This is a genomic window from Spiroplasma endosymbiont of Glossina fuscipes fuscipes (assembly GCF_049669535.1).
In the GTDB taxonomy this organism is placed as follows: Bacteria; Bacillota_I; Bacilli_A; order Mycoplasmatales; family Mycoplasmataceae; genus Spiroplasma.
This window is the reverse complement of the sequence record NZ_CP187162.1, coordinates 1,137,429-1,158,014: the sequence shown is the minus strand read 5'-3', so window position 1 is coordinate 1,158,014 and position 20,586 is coordinate 1,137,429. Positions and strand designations below refer to the sequence as shown.

Sequence of the window (20,586 nt, the reverse complement as noted above, 5' to 3'; positions counted from 1 at the left end):
TTTCTTTTTTGTTAAAATGAAAGTAGAAAGAGGTAATAAGTATGATGATTCCCCATTTAAATGTTCGAACAAGTTATAGTTTATTATCATCCTTAATTACGTTTGATAAATATTTTAATTATGCAATGACGAATGGATTATCAACTTTAGCAATTTGTGATAGTAATATGTTTGGAGTTTATGAGTTTCATCAACTTGCACAAAAAAATAACATTAAACCAATTATTGGATTAAATGTTATAATTTTGTTTGATAACGAACCCTATAATTTGAATTTATTTGCCCGTAATCAAAATGGGTATTTTAATTTAGTTGAAATTTCATCATTAATAATGATTAACGCTGAACATAAAACAACATTAACTTTTAATGATCTTAGTAAGTTCTTAACAACAGACTTAAAAATCATTATTAATTATACTGTTGATAATTATCAGCCAGAAGTATTTCAAACTTTAAAAAATAATTTAGTTAACACAAGTGATTTATTTTTAGGAATTAATAATGGTAATGCCACCTTAATCGATTCCTTTCAAAATTTAGGACCAGAAGAACAAATTATTTGGAATAATAAAGTACAATATTTTACCAGTGATGATTTTACAGCGTATAAAGTTGTTGATACGATTAAAACACAAACTTTGTTTAAAGAAAGTAAATTAAATGATTGATATGGTTGAGCACCACCACCAAGTCGTTATCAACAATACTTTGAAAATGTTAAACATTTTATTACTGATATTGAAATTTTTTCATTAAGCAAAGGGACTATTTTTGATAATTTATTACAATATCCAATTCCGAGTGGTCAAACAGCGCAACAATTTTTAGCAGAAATTTGTCAAACAGCGTTAAAAGCAAAGAAGGTAAATGGTTTTTATGGAAAATATGAAGCACGGTTAAGTTATGAATTAGATGTCATTAATAAAATGGGTTTTAATGATTATTTTTTAATTGTATGAGATTATGTTCGTTATGCTAAACAACAAAATGTTTTTGTTGGTCCAGGACGAGGAAGCGCGGCTGGAAGTTTAGTTAGTTATTTGTTAGACATTACAACAATTGACCCGATTGCTTATAATCTTCTTTTTGAACGCTTTCTAAATCCAGAGCGAAAAAGTTTGCCTGATATTGATATTGATTTTCAAGATGATAAGCGCGAAATGGTTGTTGAATATTTGTTTGAAAAGTATGGTAGTGATCATGTTGCTCATATCGTTACTTTTCAAACAATTGGAATGAAGATGGCAATTCGTGATATTTGTCGAATTTTTGATATTGCAATTGAAGAAGCTGATAAGATGAGTAAGGCGGTTCCTTTGGAACATAATTATCATTATGAGCAAGCAATTAGTTCTAATCCTGTTTTTGAAATTTATCAAAAAAAATACCCCCAAGTATTTTTACATTTACAAAAAATTATTGGTTTACCACGACAAATAGGAACCCATGCGGCGGGAGTTGTGTTAACACAACAACGGTTACAAACAATTATTCCAGTTAAAGAAGGTTATAATGGAATTTATCAAACTCAATATTCAATGAACTATCTAGAAGAATTAGGGATTTTGAAAATGGATTTATTAGGATTACGAAATTTAACGATTTTGCATGATGTTATTAATAATATTTATCAAGAGACAAAAATAAAATTGGATGCAAATAAATTACCATTGAATGACCAAAAAACTTATCATCTGTTAGCCCAAGGAGATACGAAAGGAATTTTTCAATTAGAATCGCCAGGAATGACTAAAGTATTAGTTGATATGGTTCCTGATCAACTAGAAGACATTGTAGCAACTTCTTCATTATATCGGCCAGGACCACAAGATAATATCCCACTATTTATTCAACGAAAAAAGCATTTAACAAAAGTTACTTACATTGATGATCGCTTAACGGAAATTTTAGCACCAACTTATGGTATCATTGTTTATCAAGAACAAGTTATGTTAATAGCGCAAAAAGTTGCTAATTTTTCACTAGCCAAAGCGGATGTTTTACGACGAGCAATGGGGAAAAAAGATGCAAGTATTATGGTTCAAATGAAAGCTGAATTTATTAAAGAAGCGGTTAAAAACCATTATGTTGAAAAAACAGCCCAAGAAATTTGAGAATTAATTTATAAATTTGCTGCCTATGGTTTTAACCGTAGTCATGCTGTTGCTTATTCATTATTAGGTTATCAAATGGCATATTTAAAAGCAAATTATCCTTCTCAGTTTTTAGCTAGTTTATTAACAAATGTGATTGGTGATGAACATAAAACAAATGATTATATTGCTTTAGCAAAAAAGAATCATTTAACAATTGTTCCTCCTAATATCAATGCGCCATATCGACAATATCATACTGTTGATAATCAAATTTGTGTTCCCTTATTAATTATTAAACAAATTGGTTTTGCTTTTTTTAAAAAAATTGCTAGTGAGTATCAAAAAAATGGTCCTTTTGTTGACTTATATGATTTGTTTATTCGTTTATATAAAAAAGGGTTGAATCGAAAAACTTATGAAGCATTATGTTTTTCGGGAGCATTAGATTTGTTTGAAATGAATCGCATTACTTTGTTTAATAACTACCAACAGATTATTACCTATATTGAATTAATTGAAACCCAAGAAGAAAATGAAAACTTAGTTGTTGATTTTTCTTTAGCTGAAAAGCCAGAGTTAGTAATTGAGCCAGATGATGAGGTTATTTGCTTAGAAAAAGAATATGAATTTTTAGGATTTTATTTATCAAACCATCCTTTAAAGTATATTCGTGAAAAGGAAGGTTATCAAGCTAAAACAACATTAATTAGTAATTTACGATTAAGTTTAGGATCAACAAATGTTTTAGTGTTAGTAAAACGAATTAAAGTAATTATTGATAAAAATAATAATAAGATGGCTTTCTTAGACTGTTATGATGAAAGTGGTGAAATTAGTATTACAGCCTTTGCTGGTATTTATAAAGATTATGCAAATTTATTAAAGGTAAATAACATTTTGTTATTAAATATTAAATTAGGAACATATAATAATAAAATTAACGGAATTATTAATCGCATTAAATTTATTAGTGGGGAGCAAGAATAAATGTTTATTGAAATTATTGCAACAAATTATCAAGATTGTCAAATTATTGCACAAGCAGGGAATATTACCCGAATTGAATTATGTATTGATTTAAATCGTGGGGGTTTAACCCCACCATACGATGTCATTAAAGAAAGCACCGAAAAAATTAAGGTTCCAATTCGTGTCATGGTTCGTCATCGTGATGATGATTTTTATTGTCCAGATGATGAATATCAGCAAATTAAAAAGGATATTGCTTATATTAAAACAAATAAAGCAGAAGGGATTGTTGTTGGCATTTTAACACCCAACAATCAAATTGACCTTGTTCGAATGCAAGAGTTAATTACCTTAGCACATTCGTTAGCAGTTACTTTTCATCGGGCATTTGATTTAATTCTCGATAAAATCGTAGCGGTTCAACAGTTGGCACGGTTAGGGGTTAAAATCATTCTAACCCAGGGTGGGGATTGCGCCAATTGGGGAGAATTTAGCAACTTTACAGACATTGTGAAATTATGGTGTTTAAATTCAAGGCGGGAACGGAATTAATTTAACCAATTATCAAACAATTAGTCAGTGTTGTGATGCCATTCACTTGGGAAGTGCTGTTCGTGAAGATGAAACATGAAAAACAACGATTAGTTTATCAAAATTACAGCAACTACAATAAAGAGCAAAAATTTAATTAAATTACCAAAAATTATTTTATAATTGTCAATTAATCGCACACTTTTTCTAAAATCATTAAAAAAAGTAATATAATTATTTGGTAAAGATTTAATGAGAAAGAGGGTTAAAAATGAATGTATTAGAAAATACACTTAAAAAAATTAATGAATTTTCAAAAAGAATTAAAATCATTTTTCCGGAAGGAAATTCAGAACGAATTCAAGAAGTTGCAAAACGTTTAATTGGAACAAACATTACACCAGTTCTTATTTTTAAAACTCGTGCGGAAGTCCCAACACCTATTGCTGATTATCAGGCAGAAGTTTTAGTTGCCGAAGAACAAAATATATCAGAACTAGCTGAATATTTAGTTGATTTACGAAAAGGAAAAGTTTCAATTGCTGAAGCAAGACGGTTAGTTGGTGAATGTAATTATTTAGCCGTATTATGAGTTAAAAAAGGTTTAGCTGATGGTATGGTTGGTGGAATTACTTATGATACTAAAGATATTATTGGCCCAGCGTTACGAATTATTAAAGCAAAACCAGGGGTTAAATTAGTTTCATCATTCTTTTTAATGGTTCGTAATGATGAACGTTATATTTTTACTGATTGTGCATTAAACATTGACTCAACAGCAGAAGAACTAGCAGATATTGCCTATTTAGGATATGAAGCAAGTCAAGTCTTTGAATTTAAAAAACCACAAATGGCTTTATTGTCATTTTCAACAAAAGGATCAGGGCGTGGAACTTCTGTTGATAAAGTTCGTGAAGCATATGAAATTTTAAAAGGAAAAGAATTAAAAGATTGTCGGATTGATGGTGAATTTCAATTTGATGCTGCATGAGATGATACGATTCGTAATAAGAAAGCACCAACATCAGCTTTAACAGCTCCAGCCGATATTTTTGTTTTTCCAAATTTAGATGCTGGGAATATTGGATATAAAATTGCACAACGCTTAGGGGGATTTGAAGCAGTTGGTCCAATTGTGATTGGATTAGATCGTCCGGTTAATGATTTATCACGGGGAGCAACAATTAATGATATTTATAATACTGTTCTTGTTACAGCATATTTATGTGTGCATAAATAATAAAAATAATTAAGTGAAGGAGAAAAAATAGTATGATTTTAGTAATAAATGCTGGAAGTAGTTCAATGAAATTCCAACTGTATAAAGTAATTAATAATAATTATGAAGTAATTTGTAAAGGTTTAGCAGAACGAATTAATATTGATGGAATTTTTGCAATTAAATTTAATGGCCAAGAGTTTCAAACAAATGAAGATTTACCAGACCATAGTGCAACAGCAAAGGTTTTAATTGCTAAGTTAAAAGAGCATAAGATTATTCAAGATTTTGCTGATATTCAAGGAATTGGACACCGTATTGTTCATGGCGGGGAAAAGTTTACACAATCAACAGTTATTACTGACGAGGTGTTTGGTGAAATTAAACGAATGGTTACTTTAGCACCATTGCATAATCCACCTGCAATTGCGGCAATTGAAGCGTTCCGTAATATTGTTTCAGTGCCAAATGTGGCTGTTTTTGATACATCGTTTCATACCACAATTCCAAAGGAAAACTACTTATATTCAGTGCCATACGAATGATATACTGAACATCAAGTTCGTCGTTATGGTTTTCATGGAATTTCATATCGTTACATTACAAAACGTTTAGGAGAGGTTTTACAAAAACCTGCTGCTAACCTTAATACAATTATTTGTCATTTAGGGAATGGGGCTTCTGTTTGTGCGGTTAAAAATGGAAAAAGTTTCAATACTTCAATGGGATTAACACCATTAGAGGGGTTAATTATGGGAACACGTAGTGGGGATATTGACCCTTCAATTCATCAGTTTATTACCAACCAAACTGGTACTACATTAGATGACATTACTAATACGTTAAATAAAAAATCTGGTTTATTAGGAATTTCAGGGGTATCTTCAGATTTACGCGATGTTTTTAAAAGTAGCAAAGATAATAACCGTAGTCAGTTAGCTTTAACAATGAGTGCAAAACGAATTGCAAAGTATATTGTTGCTTATGCTAATGATTTAGGAACTAATCTTGATGCAGTTGTTTTTACGGCCGGAATTGGTGAAAACTCAAGTGATATGCGACAATTGGTAATTAATGAAGTTAAACTTTTAAATTTAGAATTATCAGCGCAAGCAAATCAAAGTTCATATGAAAATGAAAATTTAATTTCAACACCACAAGCAAGTTGTCTAGTGTATGCAATGCGAACAAATGAAGAAGTGATGATTTGTGAAGATACATATCATTTAATTAATAAATAAAAAATTAAAAAGGGTTTAAAATTTTAAACCCTTTTTCTTATTACAAAATAAGATGTTTAGCAAAGATTTTATTAATGCTAAAATGAATAATAATAATTATGAGCGTTGAGAAAATAAAAGTAAAAGCAGTGTCTGAAATTCAGTGAAATCTCTCAACAATAAGGGCAAAATTCATTGATAAAATATGGCTTAATCATAAGACAAAGCATAGTTTTATTTTTCAATTAATTTTATTATTATCCTTATTTTTTAAAAATAAGAGCATTATTGAACCACTGCAGTATGTTGCATTAATATGGCCACTAGGAAAAGCATATTCTCACGGTGTTTTAAATGTTGGCATATTTGGGTTATTAAATAAGGAAAATGCTGGTTTTCATCATGGATATTGTCATTCTGGGGGAATATTATTAAGATATCCATTTCCAAGATTATAACCATAATGAAAAGATGATTGTAAATAGTGGTCTAAAAAGAGAGGGTGTTCTTGTATTAAATCACCAAAAATAGCATTATAATAGTAAATTCGATGGGTTGCCCCCTTCATAATAACAATGACAAAATAAGACACAATTAAAAAACTCAAGGCTTTTACTGCCTTTAATCAATGTTGTTCAATTAATAATCGTTGTTTTTTGACCAAGCAATAACGAATATAGTATAAACCAAGACTTAAGAGAATTGTTTGATAAAAGAAAACTAAAATTGCACTTGTTAATTTATAATGGTAATTATCAAATAAGATAAAATCAATTCCAGGACCAAATCCTTCATCAGTACTAGGAATTAATGTTAAATTTACGATATTCCCGATTATTTAGGCGCTTAAGCCAAAAAGATAATAAGTAGTTGTTATTCAATAGTATTTTTCAAATTTCATCTTTTTTTGATTAATTTTTAACAAAAACCATGTTTCAATTAAAATGGCAAGGTAAATAATTACAACTACAATTAATTCTGTATTTCCTAATTGATCATAAAAACGGACTCAATATTTTGCAAGCTCATTTGTTAAACCTTTTGCAAATTCTTTGGCAATTTGATAATCAATAGTATATCATCCTGTTGCAACTAAAACACCAATACTAACAACAACAACAATAATAATTAATAATGGGATGGCAAAAAATAAAAAAATACCACGTTTCTTTATAAAAAAACTTATTTGTTTTTGGTGCATATATTGGCTCCATTCTTTTTTAGGAAAAAGTTATCATTATTATCTTTTCCATTATATGTCAAAAAAGCATCATAAAAAATTATTTTTTTCGTTTATTTTAAAAATTTTCACGGTATAATTATTCTGAACATTATTATTAATAAGTAAAATAATTGTTAATTGGTTTTAACTATTAGTTTACAAGGGTTTTTTAATTAAATAAAGTTAGATATAATAAATATTAATTATGCAACGTTATATAGGTGATTAAAATGAAAACAAATTTTAAAAAGTATTTTCAAACATTTTTTAATATATATTCAATATTATTTATTTTATATTTTGCAATTTCATTTTTTTTAACTCGTTTTATTCGTCATTATGCTAATTGGGCTTTTATTAATGTGACCTTAAATTTAACTTATATTATTTTAATAACGAGTGCTTTTTTATTTTTCTTAGCAATTTTAATTCAAGTTTTACAAAATTTTAAGCATTATAAACGAATTATTTTGCAATGAGATAATATTTTGAAAATCAATATTATTGTACTATTATTATGAATAGCTAATATTTTATTATTATCATATAAGGTTTATGTTAATACTTCTGCAACAGTTTTGTTTAATCGATTCACAAAATTTTGCTATCAGTTTTATCAATTAATTTTAATTTCATTTTATTTCTTTTATGCTTTATTTGTTATTACCTTTTTTGTTACTTTGATTATCTTTCGAGTTTATTTAGTTTATTGATATAAAATTAATGATTTAATTTATTTTAATCCGTTGATGGATTTAACATTGTTTTTTATTGTTTTAGGGTCATATGCTTTTGTTAAGTATCGATTTAATGATTTAATTATTTTTTTATTAAAGAAATTAATAATTATATCGCTTTTAATTGCCAATATAATTAAAAGTTATCGTTTACTTATTTTTAAAAAGGAAACAACCCCACCACAAATGTTAATACTTAATCTGATTTTATAAAGGGAAATATTTTTATTAAAACTTGATTTATTATTTATGTTAGTTAATAGTTATAATTAAATTTATTAAAATGAAAACAAAGGAGAGATAAAGAAAATGAAAAAATTAATGATAGTTTTAACTTCTTTAGCATTAACAGCACCAATTGCGGGGGCTGTAGTTGCTTGCAAGGATGTTAACAATAAAGGTGGGCAAACGGACGGAACTTTTCCAACAGTTTCTAATATTAAAGCAAAATTAAAACAAGAAGGTTACAATGTTGATAATTTAGATGTTGATTTAGCACCAGGAATGAAAACAGCAACGATTCGTTTCATGCCAGATGCACCAAACAAGCCATATTTAACAAAAAAAATGGATTTAACATGACCAACCAATGATATTACTAAAATTATTACAGTGACATCAATGCCATATGATGCTGCAATGGGAAAAACTTTGCCAGCCCAAACTGTATTAGCTGCTGTTAATGGTTTAAATGGAACAAAATTTACGCTTAATGATGTTGACGTTAAAGTTGATCAAACTAGTTATAATTCAACAATTACGCCAAAAGCGGGTGGAAATTTTACGGGAGAAGCAATAGCAATTGTTAATGAACCAATTACCTTTTCAGAAGCATTTCCTTTAACAAATATTGGTGATATTTATATTGCTGAAGAATTATGAAATGCTTATAAAAGCAAACCGAGCGATGAGGGAATAAGAACAAAATTGACAGCTGCTATTATGGAATTTGTTGGTGATCGTAACCGTTTTGCCGCTTTATATAAAGGTACAATGATGGCAGTAATGGTGGATGCAATGAGTAATAAAGGAATTAGTTTAACAATTAATACAAATAATGGGGTCGGAAGTTTAAAAATTGAAGCAAGTGCGGCAGGAGTTATTAATAAGTCAGTATTAACAGCTAATTTTACAATTCATTCAACACCACGAAAATTTTTAAATACCAATGATGCTAAACCGACAAATGGTAGCACAATTAATGTGACATTAGATAAGAGTTATAGTGCAGAAACAGTTGATAACTTACGTTATGATCTTGTGGCAAAATTATTAGGACAACAATTTGCAGATCAATATAAAGATATCTGATATGATGAAATTTGAGTAATCTTTAAAGAAGATAAGTCTGGGGCAACGGTTAATGCTAAGCCAGGATCAAAAATTTTGGCAGCATCAGATTCATTAGCATCATTGATGACAGAGATTCCATCGTATACTTTAAATGTAACTTTTTCTTAAAAGAAAAAAAGAAACGCATGTGTTAATGAGTTTCTTTTTTTGTTAAGACAGTTTATAATTAAAAGGACATATTAATGATCGTTTGTAAAATTAAAGGGGGAGCATAATGACAACAATTTCGTATGTTTTATTAGGAATTATTTTATTTATTTTAGTTGTTTTTTTAGGGATTTATTTGTTTAAATCAAGTAAAAAAACAATGGCCAATAATGATTCAGCATTATTACAAAAAGATATTCAAGCATCAAAAGAAATTTTAGAAAAACAAGTAACAATGTTACAAACACAACTTATAGAACAAAAACAGGAGTTATTAAAATTAATTAGTGAGTTTCAACGCTCTTCAACAGACAATGATAGCCAGTTTAATCGTAATATTGCAATTTTAAATGAGGGTTTAAATAGTTTTAAAAGCAATTTGTCAAAGCAAGACAGTGATTTAAAAAATAACTTAGATAATCAGGGTCAATTTATTTCAAGATCGTTTAGTGATGTTTTATCAAATCTAAATGTTCTAAAAGAATCCTCAGCAACTTTAAAAGAAGTGGAAGAAAAAGTTAAAGCATTAAATGATATTTTTTTAAATAATAAAAAACGAGGTAATTTAGGAGAATATTTGTTAGAAAAAGTATTGAGTGATATGTATGGTGAAGGGCACCAAGGGTGAGAACGTCAGTATCGTTTACCAACAGGGACCCTAGTTGATGCGTTAGTTAAAACTGGTGGGGCAAAGGAAAATATTGCGATTGATGCTAAGTTTCCGTTAACAAATTATAATAAATATTTAGAAGCTAGTGAAAAAACAATTAAAGATAAATTTTTGAATTTATTTAAACAGGATTTAAAGGATCGTGTTAATGAAGTTGCAAAATATATTAACTTAGAAAACGAAATTTCAAGTGCAATTATGTTTGTTCCCTCAGAAGATTTATTTGCTTTTATTTATGGGCAATTTCCAGAAGAAATTATTACTTTTGCCTTTCGAAAGAAAGTATGAGTTACTTCACCAACAACTTTGTCGGCTATTTTATTTGTGCTCGAAAAACATATGCGTGAAGTTACTTTTAATAAAAACCTAGAAGTTATTAAAAATAATTTATTACGAATAAAAGGTGAATTTGATCGGTGAGTTGAACGATGAGAAGAATTTACAAAAAACTTTATAAAATTAAATGGTAATATTGATCAGTTGAATACTACTCATCATAAAATTCATAGTCAATATAACAAAATTTTAAATGACCAACAATTAGAACAACCGCTTGATGAAAACTAAAATAAAAGAAAGAATAGAAACTATGTATCCAAAACTAATATGAAATTTAGCCCGTATTAAAACAAATTATCAGATAATGGTGCAAGAATGTTCCGCTAGGAACTTGGACCTTGTTGGCGTTGTTAAATTAGGGGCAGGCCAACAAAAAATTGTATCAACATTAATAGAAAGTGGAATTAAAACAATTGCAGATTCTCGAATTTTAAACTTACAGCAATTTGCTTATTTGCCAGTTAAAAAATGTTGTTGCGATTACCAATGTTAAGTGAAGTTTCAACGGTTGTTAACAATGCTGATTGTGCTTTGGTTTCTGAAATTGTGACAATTAAGGCTTTAAATCAAGCAGCACAAGTTATTAATAAGAAATTTGAAATAATCTTAATGATTGAAACTGGTGATATTCGAGAAGGATTTTGAGATGAAGGATTAATTTTTCAAACAGTTGCAACGGTATTATCGTTATCACATATTAAGTTAACTGGCTTAGGAACTAATTTTGCTTGTTTCGGTGCAACAGTTCCCACCGTTCAAAAATTAAATCAATTGGTACAATTAAAACAACAATTAGAACAATATTTTAATATTAAATTACCAATTATTAGCTGTGGTAACTCAAGCCATATTACAATTTGAGATAATCCGCAATTGAATCCAGCAATTAATCAAATTCGGAGTGGGACAGCTTTATTAATGGGTTTAGGATTAAATGATGAACCAATTCTTTTTTACAACAAAATAATTTATGACTAGAAGCTGAAATTATTGAATTATAAACAAAACCAAGTGCATCAATTGGTGAGCGAGGATTAGATGCTTTTGGTCGGATAAAAGAATTTGATGATATTGGTGAACGGGTAAAAGCAATCATTGCATTAGGACGACAAGATTGTCCTTTTGAAGAATTAACACCTTTTGAAAAAGGTATTACTATTTTGGGACAATCAAGTGATCATACTATTTTAGATGTTACTGATTATCATGCAGAATTAACCGTTGGTAGCGTTATTAAATTTAAAACAACGTATTTAGCGAATTTAATGTTGGGAACTAGTTGTTATGTTCAAAAAGAATTTTTAGAATCATAATAGTTTAGGTAACTAGTACAAGGCAAAGGATACAAAATAGGTATTATTTAGGACGACAATTTTCAAGTTAATTAATTAAAGGGACAATATTTCTTAATTAATTTAATTGTGTTTACTTACGTATGGTAAAATGATATTACTAAATCAAAGAAGGTTTAGGTTGTTTTAGTGTAAATTGTAAATGCCAAACCATAAAAAGTTAACTATCAATTTAGTTAACTTTTTTAAGTTAGTTTTAAGGAGTTGAAATTATGCAAACAAAGCAATATTTTATTTTGTGGTCGTTAGTGAAAAAGTATGGGAAAGATAATGTTATTAATACTGTCAATAAGATTACAAATGATATTGAAATTAAAAAGTAAAAGAATAAATTATTCCGCGTAATTTATTAGCGGGGTAATTTATTCAATAATGTTTTTTAAGTGGAGCAAAGCGACAACGAGCGGAGCGAGTTTGCAAATTTCAATTTTTTAATTTATTGAAAGGAGATATATTATGCCAGTTTGATTAACGACAATATTTAGTGTTGTTATTATATTAGGTATTTTTGCGTGAATTGGTTTGTCAATTTATCAAAAAATTTGCCAAATTCGAGGTAAGAAAAAAGATAAAAAAGAAATTGAAAACAAGGAGGATAAGAAATAATGTTAGGGATGTATTTAACAACAGCAATTAATTTTTTAACAGCAGATACGCCACCTACTATTTCAGATGGAATGGGTTCTATTTGAAGTGGTTTAGGACAAGCAATGATGAAAGTTAAAGATGCTGTTTATGTTGTATTACCACAATTAATGACCTTTTTAGGTGATGCATGAATTATTTTAATTCCATTTGGTATTTTTGTTATTGTTAAGATATTAAACTTTTTCCGTGTTATGGTTAAAGGATTTTAATATTTATTACAACTAATCATATATTTTAGCTGTGGCACACTAGCTTTTATGTGAGTTGAATAAATAATTTTGTTGTTTATTTTTGCACTATACACTGTCTACAAATTTATTTTTAAATAAATTTAATTATTTTGGTTATTATTGATAATGTTGACTGAAATAAATATGACTATATCGCCAATAGTAGTTACATTTATATTGTTTATTGCTCATAATATTGAGTTTATTAGTAGGATTTAATATAAATAATGTTGTAAAAAATATTTCTTTTTCTAAAAACTTGTAGGCAGTATATAGTGTAAAAATATCGACTTAATTATAAATTATTAATTTTATATTTTAATAACTATTAGTTATAAATTAAATAGTATTTTTTAGTGTGTCAATTTTTATTATTTTATATATTTAACAATGTTTATTACAATATATAAACATTATTAAACATCAGATATAACAATGTTTATTTAACAATAGATAAGCAATATTTTAACAATATTTATAACATTGTTAATTAGAAACAATGTTTATTAAGGAGTTGATAAAATTGAGTAATTTTGTTAAGAAAAATCAGAATATAGCAAATTATTTTATTGGTAAGGAATTTATCCCTTTTAAGACAGATAAAGCAAGCTTTATAAATTTATCTAATCATAATCGCCATATTGGTTTTTGACTGAGTAATAAGTTTATTTATCCGAGTGAAAAACATTCAGAACAAGTATCAATCGGTTTGATTTATGATAATTCTTATCTTATTGTAAAATATAATGAAAATTTAAAACGTTGTGTGTAAAAATATTTAACTGGAACAGAATTGATTAATTTGTATAATCAATATAAACAAAATTATTTTAACAGTATACACAAAGCATTATTTTTAAATGAACCTAAAAAAGTAAAAGCAAATAATAACAATAATAATTTAACAAATTGAAGTGTTGAAAAAGAGCAAGAATTAATTAATGATTTAGAAAGTTTAAATTAAATGAGTTTATATAATTATTGAGTTCAATTTGTTAGTTATATTATTGGTTCAAATGCCCCTGAATTTTTATATGTTATATCGTTTGTATTATTTATCGTTTTATTTTTGGGTATGTTTTTTAAACTTATTCAAAAAATGTGGAGTTTTTAAATATGCAAAATGATTGAGAAAAACTAAAAGAGTTTTTTATTCATATATTTTTGTTTATAGATAAAATAAATGTTGAAACTATTACAACTTGGACTTTGACACAGAATGAATATTTAACTTTGATGGTTGGTGTTTGAATTGTTATTTTATTTTTAACTTGGTTTTTGTTATGAATGATTTTTAAAATAGTTGGGTATTTTAAATAATGAAAAAGTTTGTATTTTTCTTAAAAAATTATTGTTATATTAATGGTTCAATGATTTTGTTTAGTTTAATTGATTTGTTATTTTGAATAATTTCATTAAATTATACTGGTTTAGTATTCTGATTATTGTTTGCTTTGCAATGTGTTTATTTTGTATGATGAGTTTGAAAAAACATATTTTATCAGTTAAATGCTTTTCGGTTAGTAAGTTTTGTTTGAGATAATCCGTTATCAGTTATTATTGGTAAATTAGGAACCGGAAAAACTTTACTTTTAACTTATTTATCACAAACTATGAAATTATTAACAGATAAAATTTATAGTAATTATCCGTTAGAAGATACTAAACTTAATATATTTTATTGCTAATTTAGTCCTTAAAACAATTAATAAAGGTATTTACAAATATTTATATTTATATATAATTTAATTACAGATAAGTCAAAAATTAATAACATTTCTGTTCTTTTTATATCATTTAAAGAGTTAAATATAGACTTGTCAAATTGTCGGCCAGAGTCTAGTCGGTAAATACTTCTAGAAACAAAGTTGCTGGTGTGTTCTTAGAGAGCAGGCAAGCTGCCCGACAAAAAAGAGATTTAATTATCTCTTTTTTATTTTTTATTATATAATTTAGTAAAGAAATAAAAGAGGGAACGGAAAATATGAAAAGTTTAAATAAAAAAAATAAATAATGAAATTATTTTTTCTATATCAAAATATTTAGTTGAAAAATACGATATTAAACAATCAACTAAGTTGCAAAAGATTTTATATTTTTTATATTTAGATTATTTAAAACAATATGGTAAAAAATTATTTGAAGATGAATTTGAAGCATGAGTTTATGGGCCAGTTATAAGAAAAATTTTTAACCATATGAAAAATAACGGTTGCATTTTTTCACTAATTGAAGAATATGATAAATATGAATTAACTGAAATAAAAGAATTGGATGATGAAGATATTAAAAATTTTATTGATGAAGATATTAAAAAATATTTATCATTATCACCAATAGAGTTAGTAGAAAAAAGTCATAATACATTACCGTGAAAAGAAACCCGTGGAGAATTAGAATATGATGAGCCATCTGATAAAGTTATTTCATTTGAGTTAATAAAAAAATTTGTAAAAAGTGAAAAATTTAATAAACTATAACAATTTTATTTATGGTTGTATGGATTTTAAAAAATATGGTATTAGATATACATACAAAACAGATAAAAATTTAATTAAAAAAATTATTAAAACATATTTTGATAACTTTATAACAATTTCTAAAAACAATCGTTTTCATAGTGAACTTTCTAAGGGAAATCATAATCATTTTGTATCTGACTTACAAAAAGAAAATTTAAGTTATATTTTTAAAGAATTTAATTATAATGATGAATGAATATCTCAAAATATAATTAGCGCAAATATATTTCAATGTGGTTTATCTGGGAATAAACCTAGATTATTTTTTAGTACAATTAACGATAACAATTTAGGTATTTTTATTATTACTCCCTTATTTTTAGATCTAAATCATGCTATTTATAAGAGTAAAAATAAAAACTTATGACAATAAATACGATATTTGTTTAATATGCAACGAAAAAAGATGTGAATAAAATAGATAAAAGAGGGAGAATACATATGAAAAAATTATTAAGCATTTTAGGAGCAATCGGATTAATAGCAACAAGCTCTACAAGTTTAGTTGCTTGTAATAAAACACAACAAGAATATACAAAGGAAGAATTAGAACATTTAAAAAAAGAAAACAAAATAAATACAAAAGACCAAACTATTAAAGATAATTTAGAATGAATAGCACCACAAGAAAAACCATTTAATACAGTTGATAATAAATGATATTATGTTGTATGACGTGGTGATAAAAATAGTGATTGAAGAATTATTAAATTTAAACATTTTGAACAAAAAGAAAAATTTTTAGATAAATATGATGAATATGAACTTAAAACATCTCATTTTGGCGGTGATTTATTTATTTATAAAAATGGATTTGTAAGTTATGATTGAAATAAAGATGATGGAACTTATTTTAAATCAGTTTATCGTTGAAATTTAGATACAAATGAACCTGATTTAATTATTGAGAAAAACGGTAATGTAAAAGTTAAAGGTGAATAAAAAATAGGATTTTACTCCTATTTTTCTTTTAATTTAATATATGCTAGTGGATTAATTTCAATTTTAAAATATCCAACCATATCTTCAAAATAAGAGGGAGGTCTAGCTCTATTACCACATCTTAAAAATAGTTCATAAAAAACTCGCATTTTTAATTTAACACCCTCATTATAAAATATAATTTGAGTTTTAAAATGATAACCTGAAAACCTTTCAATTCAAGGGTAATCTTTTTCTTCTAAATAATTAAAAACATTAAATCCAGAATTATCAATATCTTTAATTTTCATTTCACGATTTACTCCCAACACTGTATTAATATAATCTTTATCTTGTCCACTACTTTGACTTGTATCTCCTCATATTCTTACTTTTCCAGATTTTGTGCTAATTGTAAAACTATCATAATTATCTTGTACTTGTTTTCATTCGGTTGCACCAAATTGTGAAAAATCAAATAATAAAATATTTTGTGAATATGTTTTATATTCAGGAATTAGTTCTCCAGTTCATGTTGCTTGACTTTTCATATTAAATTCAGTATTTGCTTTACTTAAATTAATTTGTACTGGATAAAAATTAATACTTGGTGGTGGGTCTGGTAATTTAACAGGTCAATCGTGTACAATATCATCATCTATGTATTGGTCTAAATAACTAAGTGAATAAAGAGTTAATCAATCACGAACTGAATTATTATATAAACTTGTAGTTTGTAAACTAACAAAATAACTCATAATTGAATATGGATCAAATAAATCAATATCATCTGAAAACATATAAATACGACATGCAGTTTTACCTAAATTATAAAAACCAACTGCATCAATTATATATTTACCACTACCAACAATATCAGTTAATAAATTTTCACTTTCCATTGTTGGTAATGATACACTTTTTTCATTAATTAAATAAATACTATCTTCACTATTAAATGCTTGTGGTATCATAACACTACTAATTCTATAATTTTTGCCATATTCTGTTTTAGTTTTTTTAGATCAACTTGAGGCTGTTATTTTATCAGTTAAAGTAAATGCTCAACTTGTATTACTTGCACTAGCACCAATAATATCATTTACTTCATCTTGTGTATTATATCTAAAAGCATCTAAGGGGATATTACCTTGATTTTTTGCTTGTGGACGCGTACTATCTTCAACAATATGTCAATAACTTTCATCATAAAATGTATAATTTGCTTTACCAATAAATAAAGGAATACCATTATTAATATTTGGATATAAATTATTAGTATTATTATCAATAGTTTTTCAATAAATCGGAATACCTAAACTTATTGCATTTAAAAATTTACCAACAATAGGGATATTACGCTGAGTTCATGCAATACTTTCTGTAATATCTATTGGTAAACTAATAATATGATTAACCATAATACTAAATAAATTAAGCATATCTTTTAATTGTCCACGATTTTTACTTGGATTAATAGTATTATGTCCTATTGCTTCATTATATTTAAAATAACCATTTGCTCTAACATCATAATCACGATTAATAATACCATTACCTTTATAATTTAAAGCAACATCCTTAACAGTTAAATTATTAGGATTAGTTGCTTGGGTTAATTTTCTATCTGTATTCAAATAACCCTCATAATTCTTTTTAATTTCTTGGTTAGATTGACCTTGTTTTCTTTTTAATCAATTATCATATTGACCATTAATAGCAGGAATACCATTTGTTAATAAATAAGTAGTTAATGGTTTAGATGATTTAGTTAATGAATCAGCAACTGGCATTTTTAAATCGTCAATAAATAATCTTCGTTGTGGATATACTTTTTCATTTCATTTCCCTAAATTTTCAATAGGGCGACCAAAAATAACAGGAGCAGTAAAACCATTATTACCTAATAAAGTTAATTGAATACTTTTAATGCCATTATCCCCAACAAATTTTTCATTAATTTCATAATCTTTTGGAATACCTAAATCATCTCATATTATTTTAGGAATTACATAGCCTTCACCTGGTGCTGAAAATTGTACGAATTGCTGAATAGTTTGCCCAGTAGTATTAATATAATCTTTAACATAACTAAAAGTAATATTTCAATATACTAATTCATTTAGGTCATTATATTTTGGTTGAGCATTTGATATAAACATTAATAAATTATCATCAACATCTTCTTTATCAGATTGTAAAGGAACTAAATAAAATCTTAAAAAATCTTCTCTTTGAAAATTATAAGTAGTTTCAACCGTAATTGTACGATCAAGATATCAAGCATTATATTCGCCAAAATATTCTTCACCACCTAATTTAGAAAACTCAACAGTATCATTAATATTAACAATATGACATTTATAAGCATCACCTTTAAATTTTCTTTTAATAGCAAAATTATCTAATGCTTTATTAATTTTTTGTAAATTTATAACATAAACATTATAATTTAAATATTCATCTGAATTAATTCAATTTCAAACATCATTAACACTAAAAGATTGATTAATTTCTGAATTAGTAAATATTTGATCTTTTTCATTTCATAAATAATTTAATTCACCATTATTAAAATAACTTATTTTATCTGTTAAACTTTTTTTAAAATCATCAATAGAATAAGTAAATCAATATTTTTCTTTTTGTAAAAAATCATAATTTCAAATATCAGGGATATGTCTAGATTTAATTTTAATTGCATTTTTTCATTGTGCTATTATTCCTTCTTTACCAGTAAATATTTGCGACATTTGTGTAAAGTTTTGTGGTACTCCATTATTAGGTTGAAAACCTTTATCAGTAATATTTACTAAACCAGTTTTAATAATAAATGGGAAAAAGAAATAATTACTTTTAATATCAATATCTAATTTAGTTAAATCAGATCGAACACTATTATCAATTATTCTTTCATTTAAGTTTTTAAAAATACTATTAATATTAGGTACTTGCATTATTGTATATCTCCTTTAATATCTTCTTCTCTTGTTTGATTATCATCATCAATATAACTCATTTCTTGCTCTAATTGTTCTTTTTGCTCTGTTTTAATTTCTTCATACATCATTCTTGCTTTTTTAGTTGTCACCTTATCTTGCTTATGAATTGCCTCAATATGAGTAATAGTTCCATTATTTAATCGTTTATCAATAACATCAGCTTGTGTAATATCATCAACAATATCAATATCTATAAATTCTATTGTATAAGGTCTAACATTATCATTATTTGGATTATCATCATTTAAGTTATCTCATTTTTTATAATCTCTAAATATATAATCAAATAATCGATATAATTTTGGTAATCTTAATGTTCTTTTATTTTTTTGTAGTTTGAATATCATTTTTACCATTCATTAAAGATTGAGTTTTATTAGTATAAGTTTCACCAGTAAAATTATCATAATCATATCCTGCACCATTAAATATCATTTTCATAGAATAATCACTATCAATAGTTATTTCAGTATAATTTTGTTGAGCATGAATTAAACCCATTCCACTATTACCAGTTAAATTAGCATAACTTTGTACTGTACTAGTAATAATAGCATCAGCACTTACTAATTCTTCTGAACCTTTACCGTTATCAACAAGTGAATGAGTAGTATCTTTTTGTCCTATAAAATGAGTACGGTTAATAATTCTTTCAATTCTTTTATAATAAATATTATCTTGAACATCTTTAATTAAATTAAATACTGGTAAGCAATCAGGAACACAATCAACAGTAGTTTTAGTACCATGCACTAATTTAGGCAAATTAATAAATTCAACAATAGGTAAAATATCAATACCAGTGTCGTATTCCATTGTAGAAACTGGTTTTAATTTACTTTCTAATTCACCATAAGTTTGTCATACCCCAATTTCTAAATCTTTTGCTGTATAGTAAGTTATTTTTGCTTTTCTAGGATAAAATTGTACTCTTTGATATCACATATAATCAGATTGTGCAGGTAATATTCACATTTCCGCATATTGTTCTATTTCGGAATATTTAGCAATACGAACATTTGAACCAATCGGGGCAACATCAATCGTTAAATCATCAGTTTCTGTTTTTAATAAATACATTACACTACGCCCGTATAAACTATTTGCTAATTCATTTTGATATAATTTTGAATAAACATAGTTTTTCTCATATCATTCTTCTATTCAATCTTGCGTATCATCATTATCACAATTAAACATTAAGCCTTGTCCAATAGTTAACGGTGCCGCTTTTCTATTAGCAATAATTCAAGGAATATCAATATAATATTTTTGTTCTTGCAATATTTTATATTTTCCTGTTTCTAAATAACTTAAATATTCAGGCTTATTAATTAATTCATTAAAATTTATTTCTTGTTTATCTTGCATTTTTACACCTCTTTTTGTCATCACCCATTATATA

General features: G+C 26.4%; 21 protein-coding genes and 2 pseudogenes. 18 read left to right on the top strand and 5 right to left on the bottom strand.

Features of this window, described 5'->3' with window-relative positions:
* Positions 1 to 41 precede the first annotated feature (41 nt).
* The 4 genes from ACOBWH_RS06920 to ACOBWH_RS06905 all read left to right on the top strand — a co-directional run bounded on the left by ACOBWH_RS06920 (position 42) and on the right by ACOBWH_RS06905 (position 6,059).
* The gene (locus ACOBWH_RS06920; protein WP_424526267.1) at positions 42 to 3,086 is read left to right on the top strand and encodes a DNA polymerase III subunit alpha; all 3,045 of its coding nucleotides are present in this window, start codon (positions 42 to 44) and stop codon (positions 3,084 to 3,086) included.
* Positions 3,087 to 3,620 (top strand): copper homeostasis protein CutC, encoded by a 534-nt coding sequence (locus ACOBWH_RS06915; protein WP_424526266.1) that lies wholly within the window; start codon positions 3,087 to 3,089, stop codon positions 3,618 to 3,620.
* Positions 3,621 to 3,870: 250 nt separating this feature from the next.
* Entirely contained in the window at positions 3,871 to 4,839 is a 969-nt protein-coding gene (pta, locus tag ACOBWH_RS06910; protein ID WP_424526265.1) for a phosphate acetyltransferase, read from the top strand.
* Positions 4,840 to 4,871: 32 nt separating this feature from the next.
* The gene (locus ACOBWH_RS06905; protein ID WP_424526264.1) at positions 4,872 to 6,059 is read left to right on the top strand and encodes an acetate kinase; all 1,188 of its coding nucleotides are present in this window, start codon (positions 4,872 to 4,874) and stop codon (positions 6,057 to 6,059) included.
* Between the two features lie 40 nt (positions 6,060 to 6,099).
* Here ACOBWH_RS06905 and ACOBWH_RS06900 read toward each other — a convergent pair whose 3' ends face one another.
* Both ACOBWH_RS06900 and ACOBWH_RS06895 read right to left on the bottom strand, forming a co-directional pair.
* Positions 6,100 to 6,702 carry a phosphatase PAP2 family protein gene (locus ACOBWH_RS06900; RefSeq protein WP_424526263.1) on the bottom strand — a complete coding sequence of 201 codons (603 nt, stop codon included), beginning with the start codon at positions 6,700 to 6,702 and terminating at the stop codon, positions 6,100 to 6,102.
* A gap of 174 nt (positions 6,703 to 6,876) precedes the next feature.
* On the bottom strand, positions 6,877 to 7,239 hold the full coding sequence (locus ACOBWH_RS06895) for a hypothetical protein (RefSeq protein ID WP_424526262.1): 363 nt from the start codon (positions 7,237 to 7,239) through the stop codon (positions 6,877 to 6,879).
* Between the two features lie 251 nt (positions 7,240 to 7,490).
* Between ACOBWH_RS06895 and ACOBWH_RS06890 the strand changes: the two genes are divergently transcribed.
* From ACOBWH_RS06890 to ACOBWH_RS06825, 14 genes and pseudogenes are all read left to right on the top strand, one after another.
* Positions 7,491 to 8,210 (top strand): hypothetical protein, encoded by a 720-nt coding sequence (locus ACOBWH_RS06890; protein WP_424526261.1) that lies wholly within the window; start codon positions 7,491 to 7,493, stop codon positions 8,208 to 8,210.
* 96 nt (positions 8,211 to 8,306) lie between these two features.
* Positions 8,307 to 9,458, top strand: coding sequence for a Vmc-like lipoprotein signal peptide domain-containing protein (locus ACOBWH_RS06885; protein ID WP_424526260.1), 1,152 nt, complete (start codon positions 8,307 to 8,309; stop codon positions 9,456 to 9,458).
* A gap of 106 nt (positions 9,459 to 9,564) precedes the next feature.
* Positions 9,565 to 10,734 carry a DNA recombination protein RmuC gene (gene rmuC / locus ACOBWH_RS06880; RefSeq protein ID WP_424526259.1) on the top strand — a complete coding sequence of 390 codons (1,170 nt, stop codon included), beginning with the start codon at positions 9,565 to 9,567 and terminating at the stop codon, positions 10,732 to 10,734.
* Positions 10,724 to 10,999 carry a hypothetical protein gene (locus ACOBWH_RS06875; protein WP_424526258.1) on the top strand — a complete coding sequence of 92 codons (276 nt, stop codon included), beginning with the start codon at positions 10,724 to 10,726 and terminating at the stop codon, positions 10,997 to 10,999. The genes rmuC and ACOBWH_RS06875 overlap by 11 nt, the downstream gene beginning before the upstream one ends.
* A complete protein-coding gene (locus tag ACOBWH_RS06870) occupies positions 10,993 to 11,484 on the top strand; it encodes an alanine racemase (protein ID WP_424526257.1) in 492 nt (163 codons plus the stop codon). The genes ACOBWH_RS06875 and ACOBWH_RS06870 overlap by 7 nt, the downstream gene beginning before the upstream one ends.
* Positions 11,485 to 11,666: 182 nt before the next feature.
* Positions 11,667 to 11,819: a hypothetical protein gene (locus ACOBWH_RS06865; protein WP_424526256.1), complete on the top strand. Its 153-nt coding sequence runs from the start codon at positions 11,667 to 11,669 to the stop codon at positions 11,817 to 11,819.
* A 495-nt stretch (positions 11,820 to 12,314) separates the two neighbouring features.
* Positions 12,315 to 12,464, top strand: coding sequence for a hypothetical protein (locus ACOBWH_RS06860; RefSeq protein ID WP_424526255.1), 150 nt, complete (start codon positions 12,315 to 12,317; stop codon positions 12,462 to 12,464).
* Complete coding sequence (locus tag ACOBWH_RS06855) at positions 12,464 to 12,715, top strand: hypothetical protein (protein WP_424526254.1); 252 nt, start codon at positions 12,464 to 12,466, stop codon at positions 12,713 to 12,715. The genes ACOBWH_RS06860 and ACOBWH_RS06855 overlap by 1 nt, the downstream gene beginning before the upstream one ends.
* Positions 12,716 to 13,259: 544 nt before the next feature.
* Positions 13,260 to 13,700, top strand: a pseudogene (locus ACOBWH_RS06850) (DUF3627 domain-containing protein).
* A gap of 152 nt (positions 13,701 to 13,852) precedes the next feature.
* Positions 13,853 to 14,056, top strand: coding sequence for a DUF2649 family protein (locus ACOBWH_RS06845; RefSeq protein ID WP_424526253.1), 204 nt, complete (start codon positions 13,853 to 13,855; stop codon positions 14,054 to 14,056).
* Positions 14,056 to 14,412: pseudogene (locus tag ACOBWH_RS06840) on the top strand (hypothetical protein); the annotation flags it as partial. The gene ACOBWH_RS06845 and the pseudogene ACOBWH_RS06840, both read left to right, overlap by 1 nt.
* A 402-nt stretch (positions 14,413 to 14,814) precedes the next feature.
* On the top strand, positions 14,815 to 15,216 hold the full coding sequence (locus ACOBWH_RS06835) for a Panacea domain-containing protein (protein ID WP_424526252.1): 402 nt from the start codon (positions 14,815 to 14,817) through the stop codon (positions 15,214 to 15,216).
* Positions 15,217 to 15,235: 19 nt separating this feature from the next.
* Complete coding sequence (locus tag ACOBWH_RS06830; protein WP_424526251.1) at positions 15,236 to 15,631, top strand: hypothetical protein; 396 nt, start codon at positions 15,236 to 15,238, stop codon at positions 15,629 to 15,631.
* Between the two features lie 68 nt (positions 15,632 to 15,699).
* Positions 15,700 to 16,200: a lipoprotein gene (locus ACOBWH_RS06825; protein WP_424526250.1), complete on the top strand. Its 501-nt coding sequence runs from the start codon at positions 15,700 to 15,702 to the stop codon at positions 16,198 to 16,200.
* Between the two features lie 17 nt (positions 16,201 to 16,217).
* Here ACOBWH_RS06825 and ACOBWH_RS06820 read toward each other — a convergent pair whose 3' ends face one another.
* The 3 genes from ACOBWH_RS06820 to ACOBWH_RS06810 are packed head-to-tail and all read right to left on the bottom strand — an operon-like array spanning position 16,218 to position 20,552.
* Entirely contained in the window at positions 16,218 to 19,136 is a 2,919-nt protein-coding gene (locus ACOBWH_RS06820; protein ID WP_424526249.1) for a hypothetical protein, read from the bottom strand.
* Positions 19,136 to 19,528: a hypothetical protein gene (locus ACOBWH_RS06815; RefSeq protein ID WP_424526248.1), complete on the bottom strand. Its 393-nt coding sequence runs from the start codon at positions 19,526 to 19,528 to the stop codon at positions 19,136 to 19,138. Before ACOBWH_RS06815 ends, ACOBWH_RS06820 begins: the two co-directional genes overlap by 1 nt.
* Positions 19,503 to 20,552, bottom strand: coding sequence for a hypothetical protein (locus ACOBWH_RS06810; RefSeq protein WP_424526247.1), 1,050 nt, complete (start codon positions 20,550 to 20,552; stop codon positions 19,503 to 19,505). Before ACOBWH_RS06810 ends, ACOBWH_RS06815 begins: the two co-directional genes overlap by 26 nt.
* Positions 20,553 to 20,586: the final 34 nt, after the last annotated feature.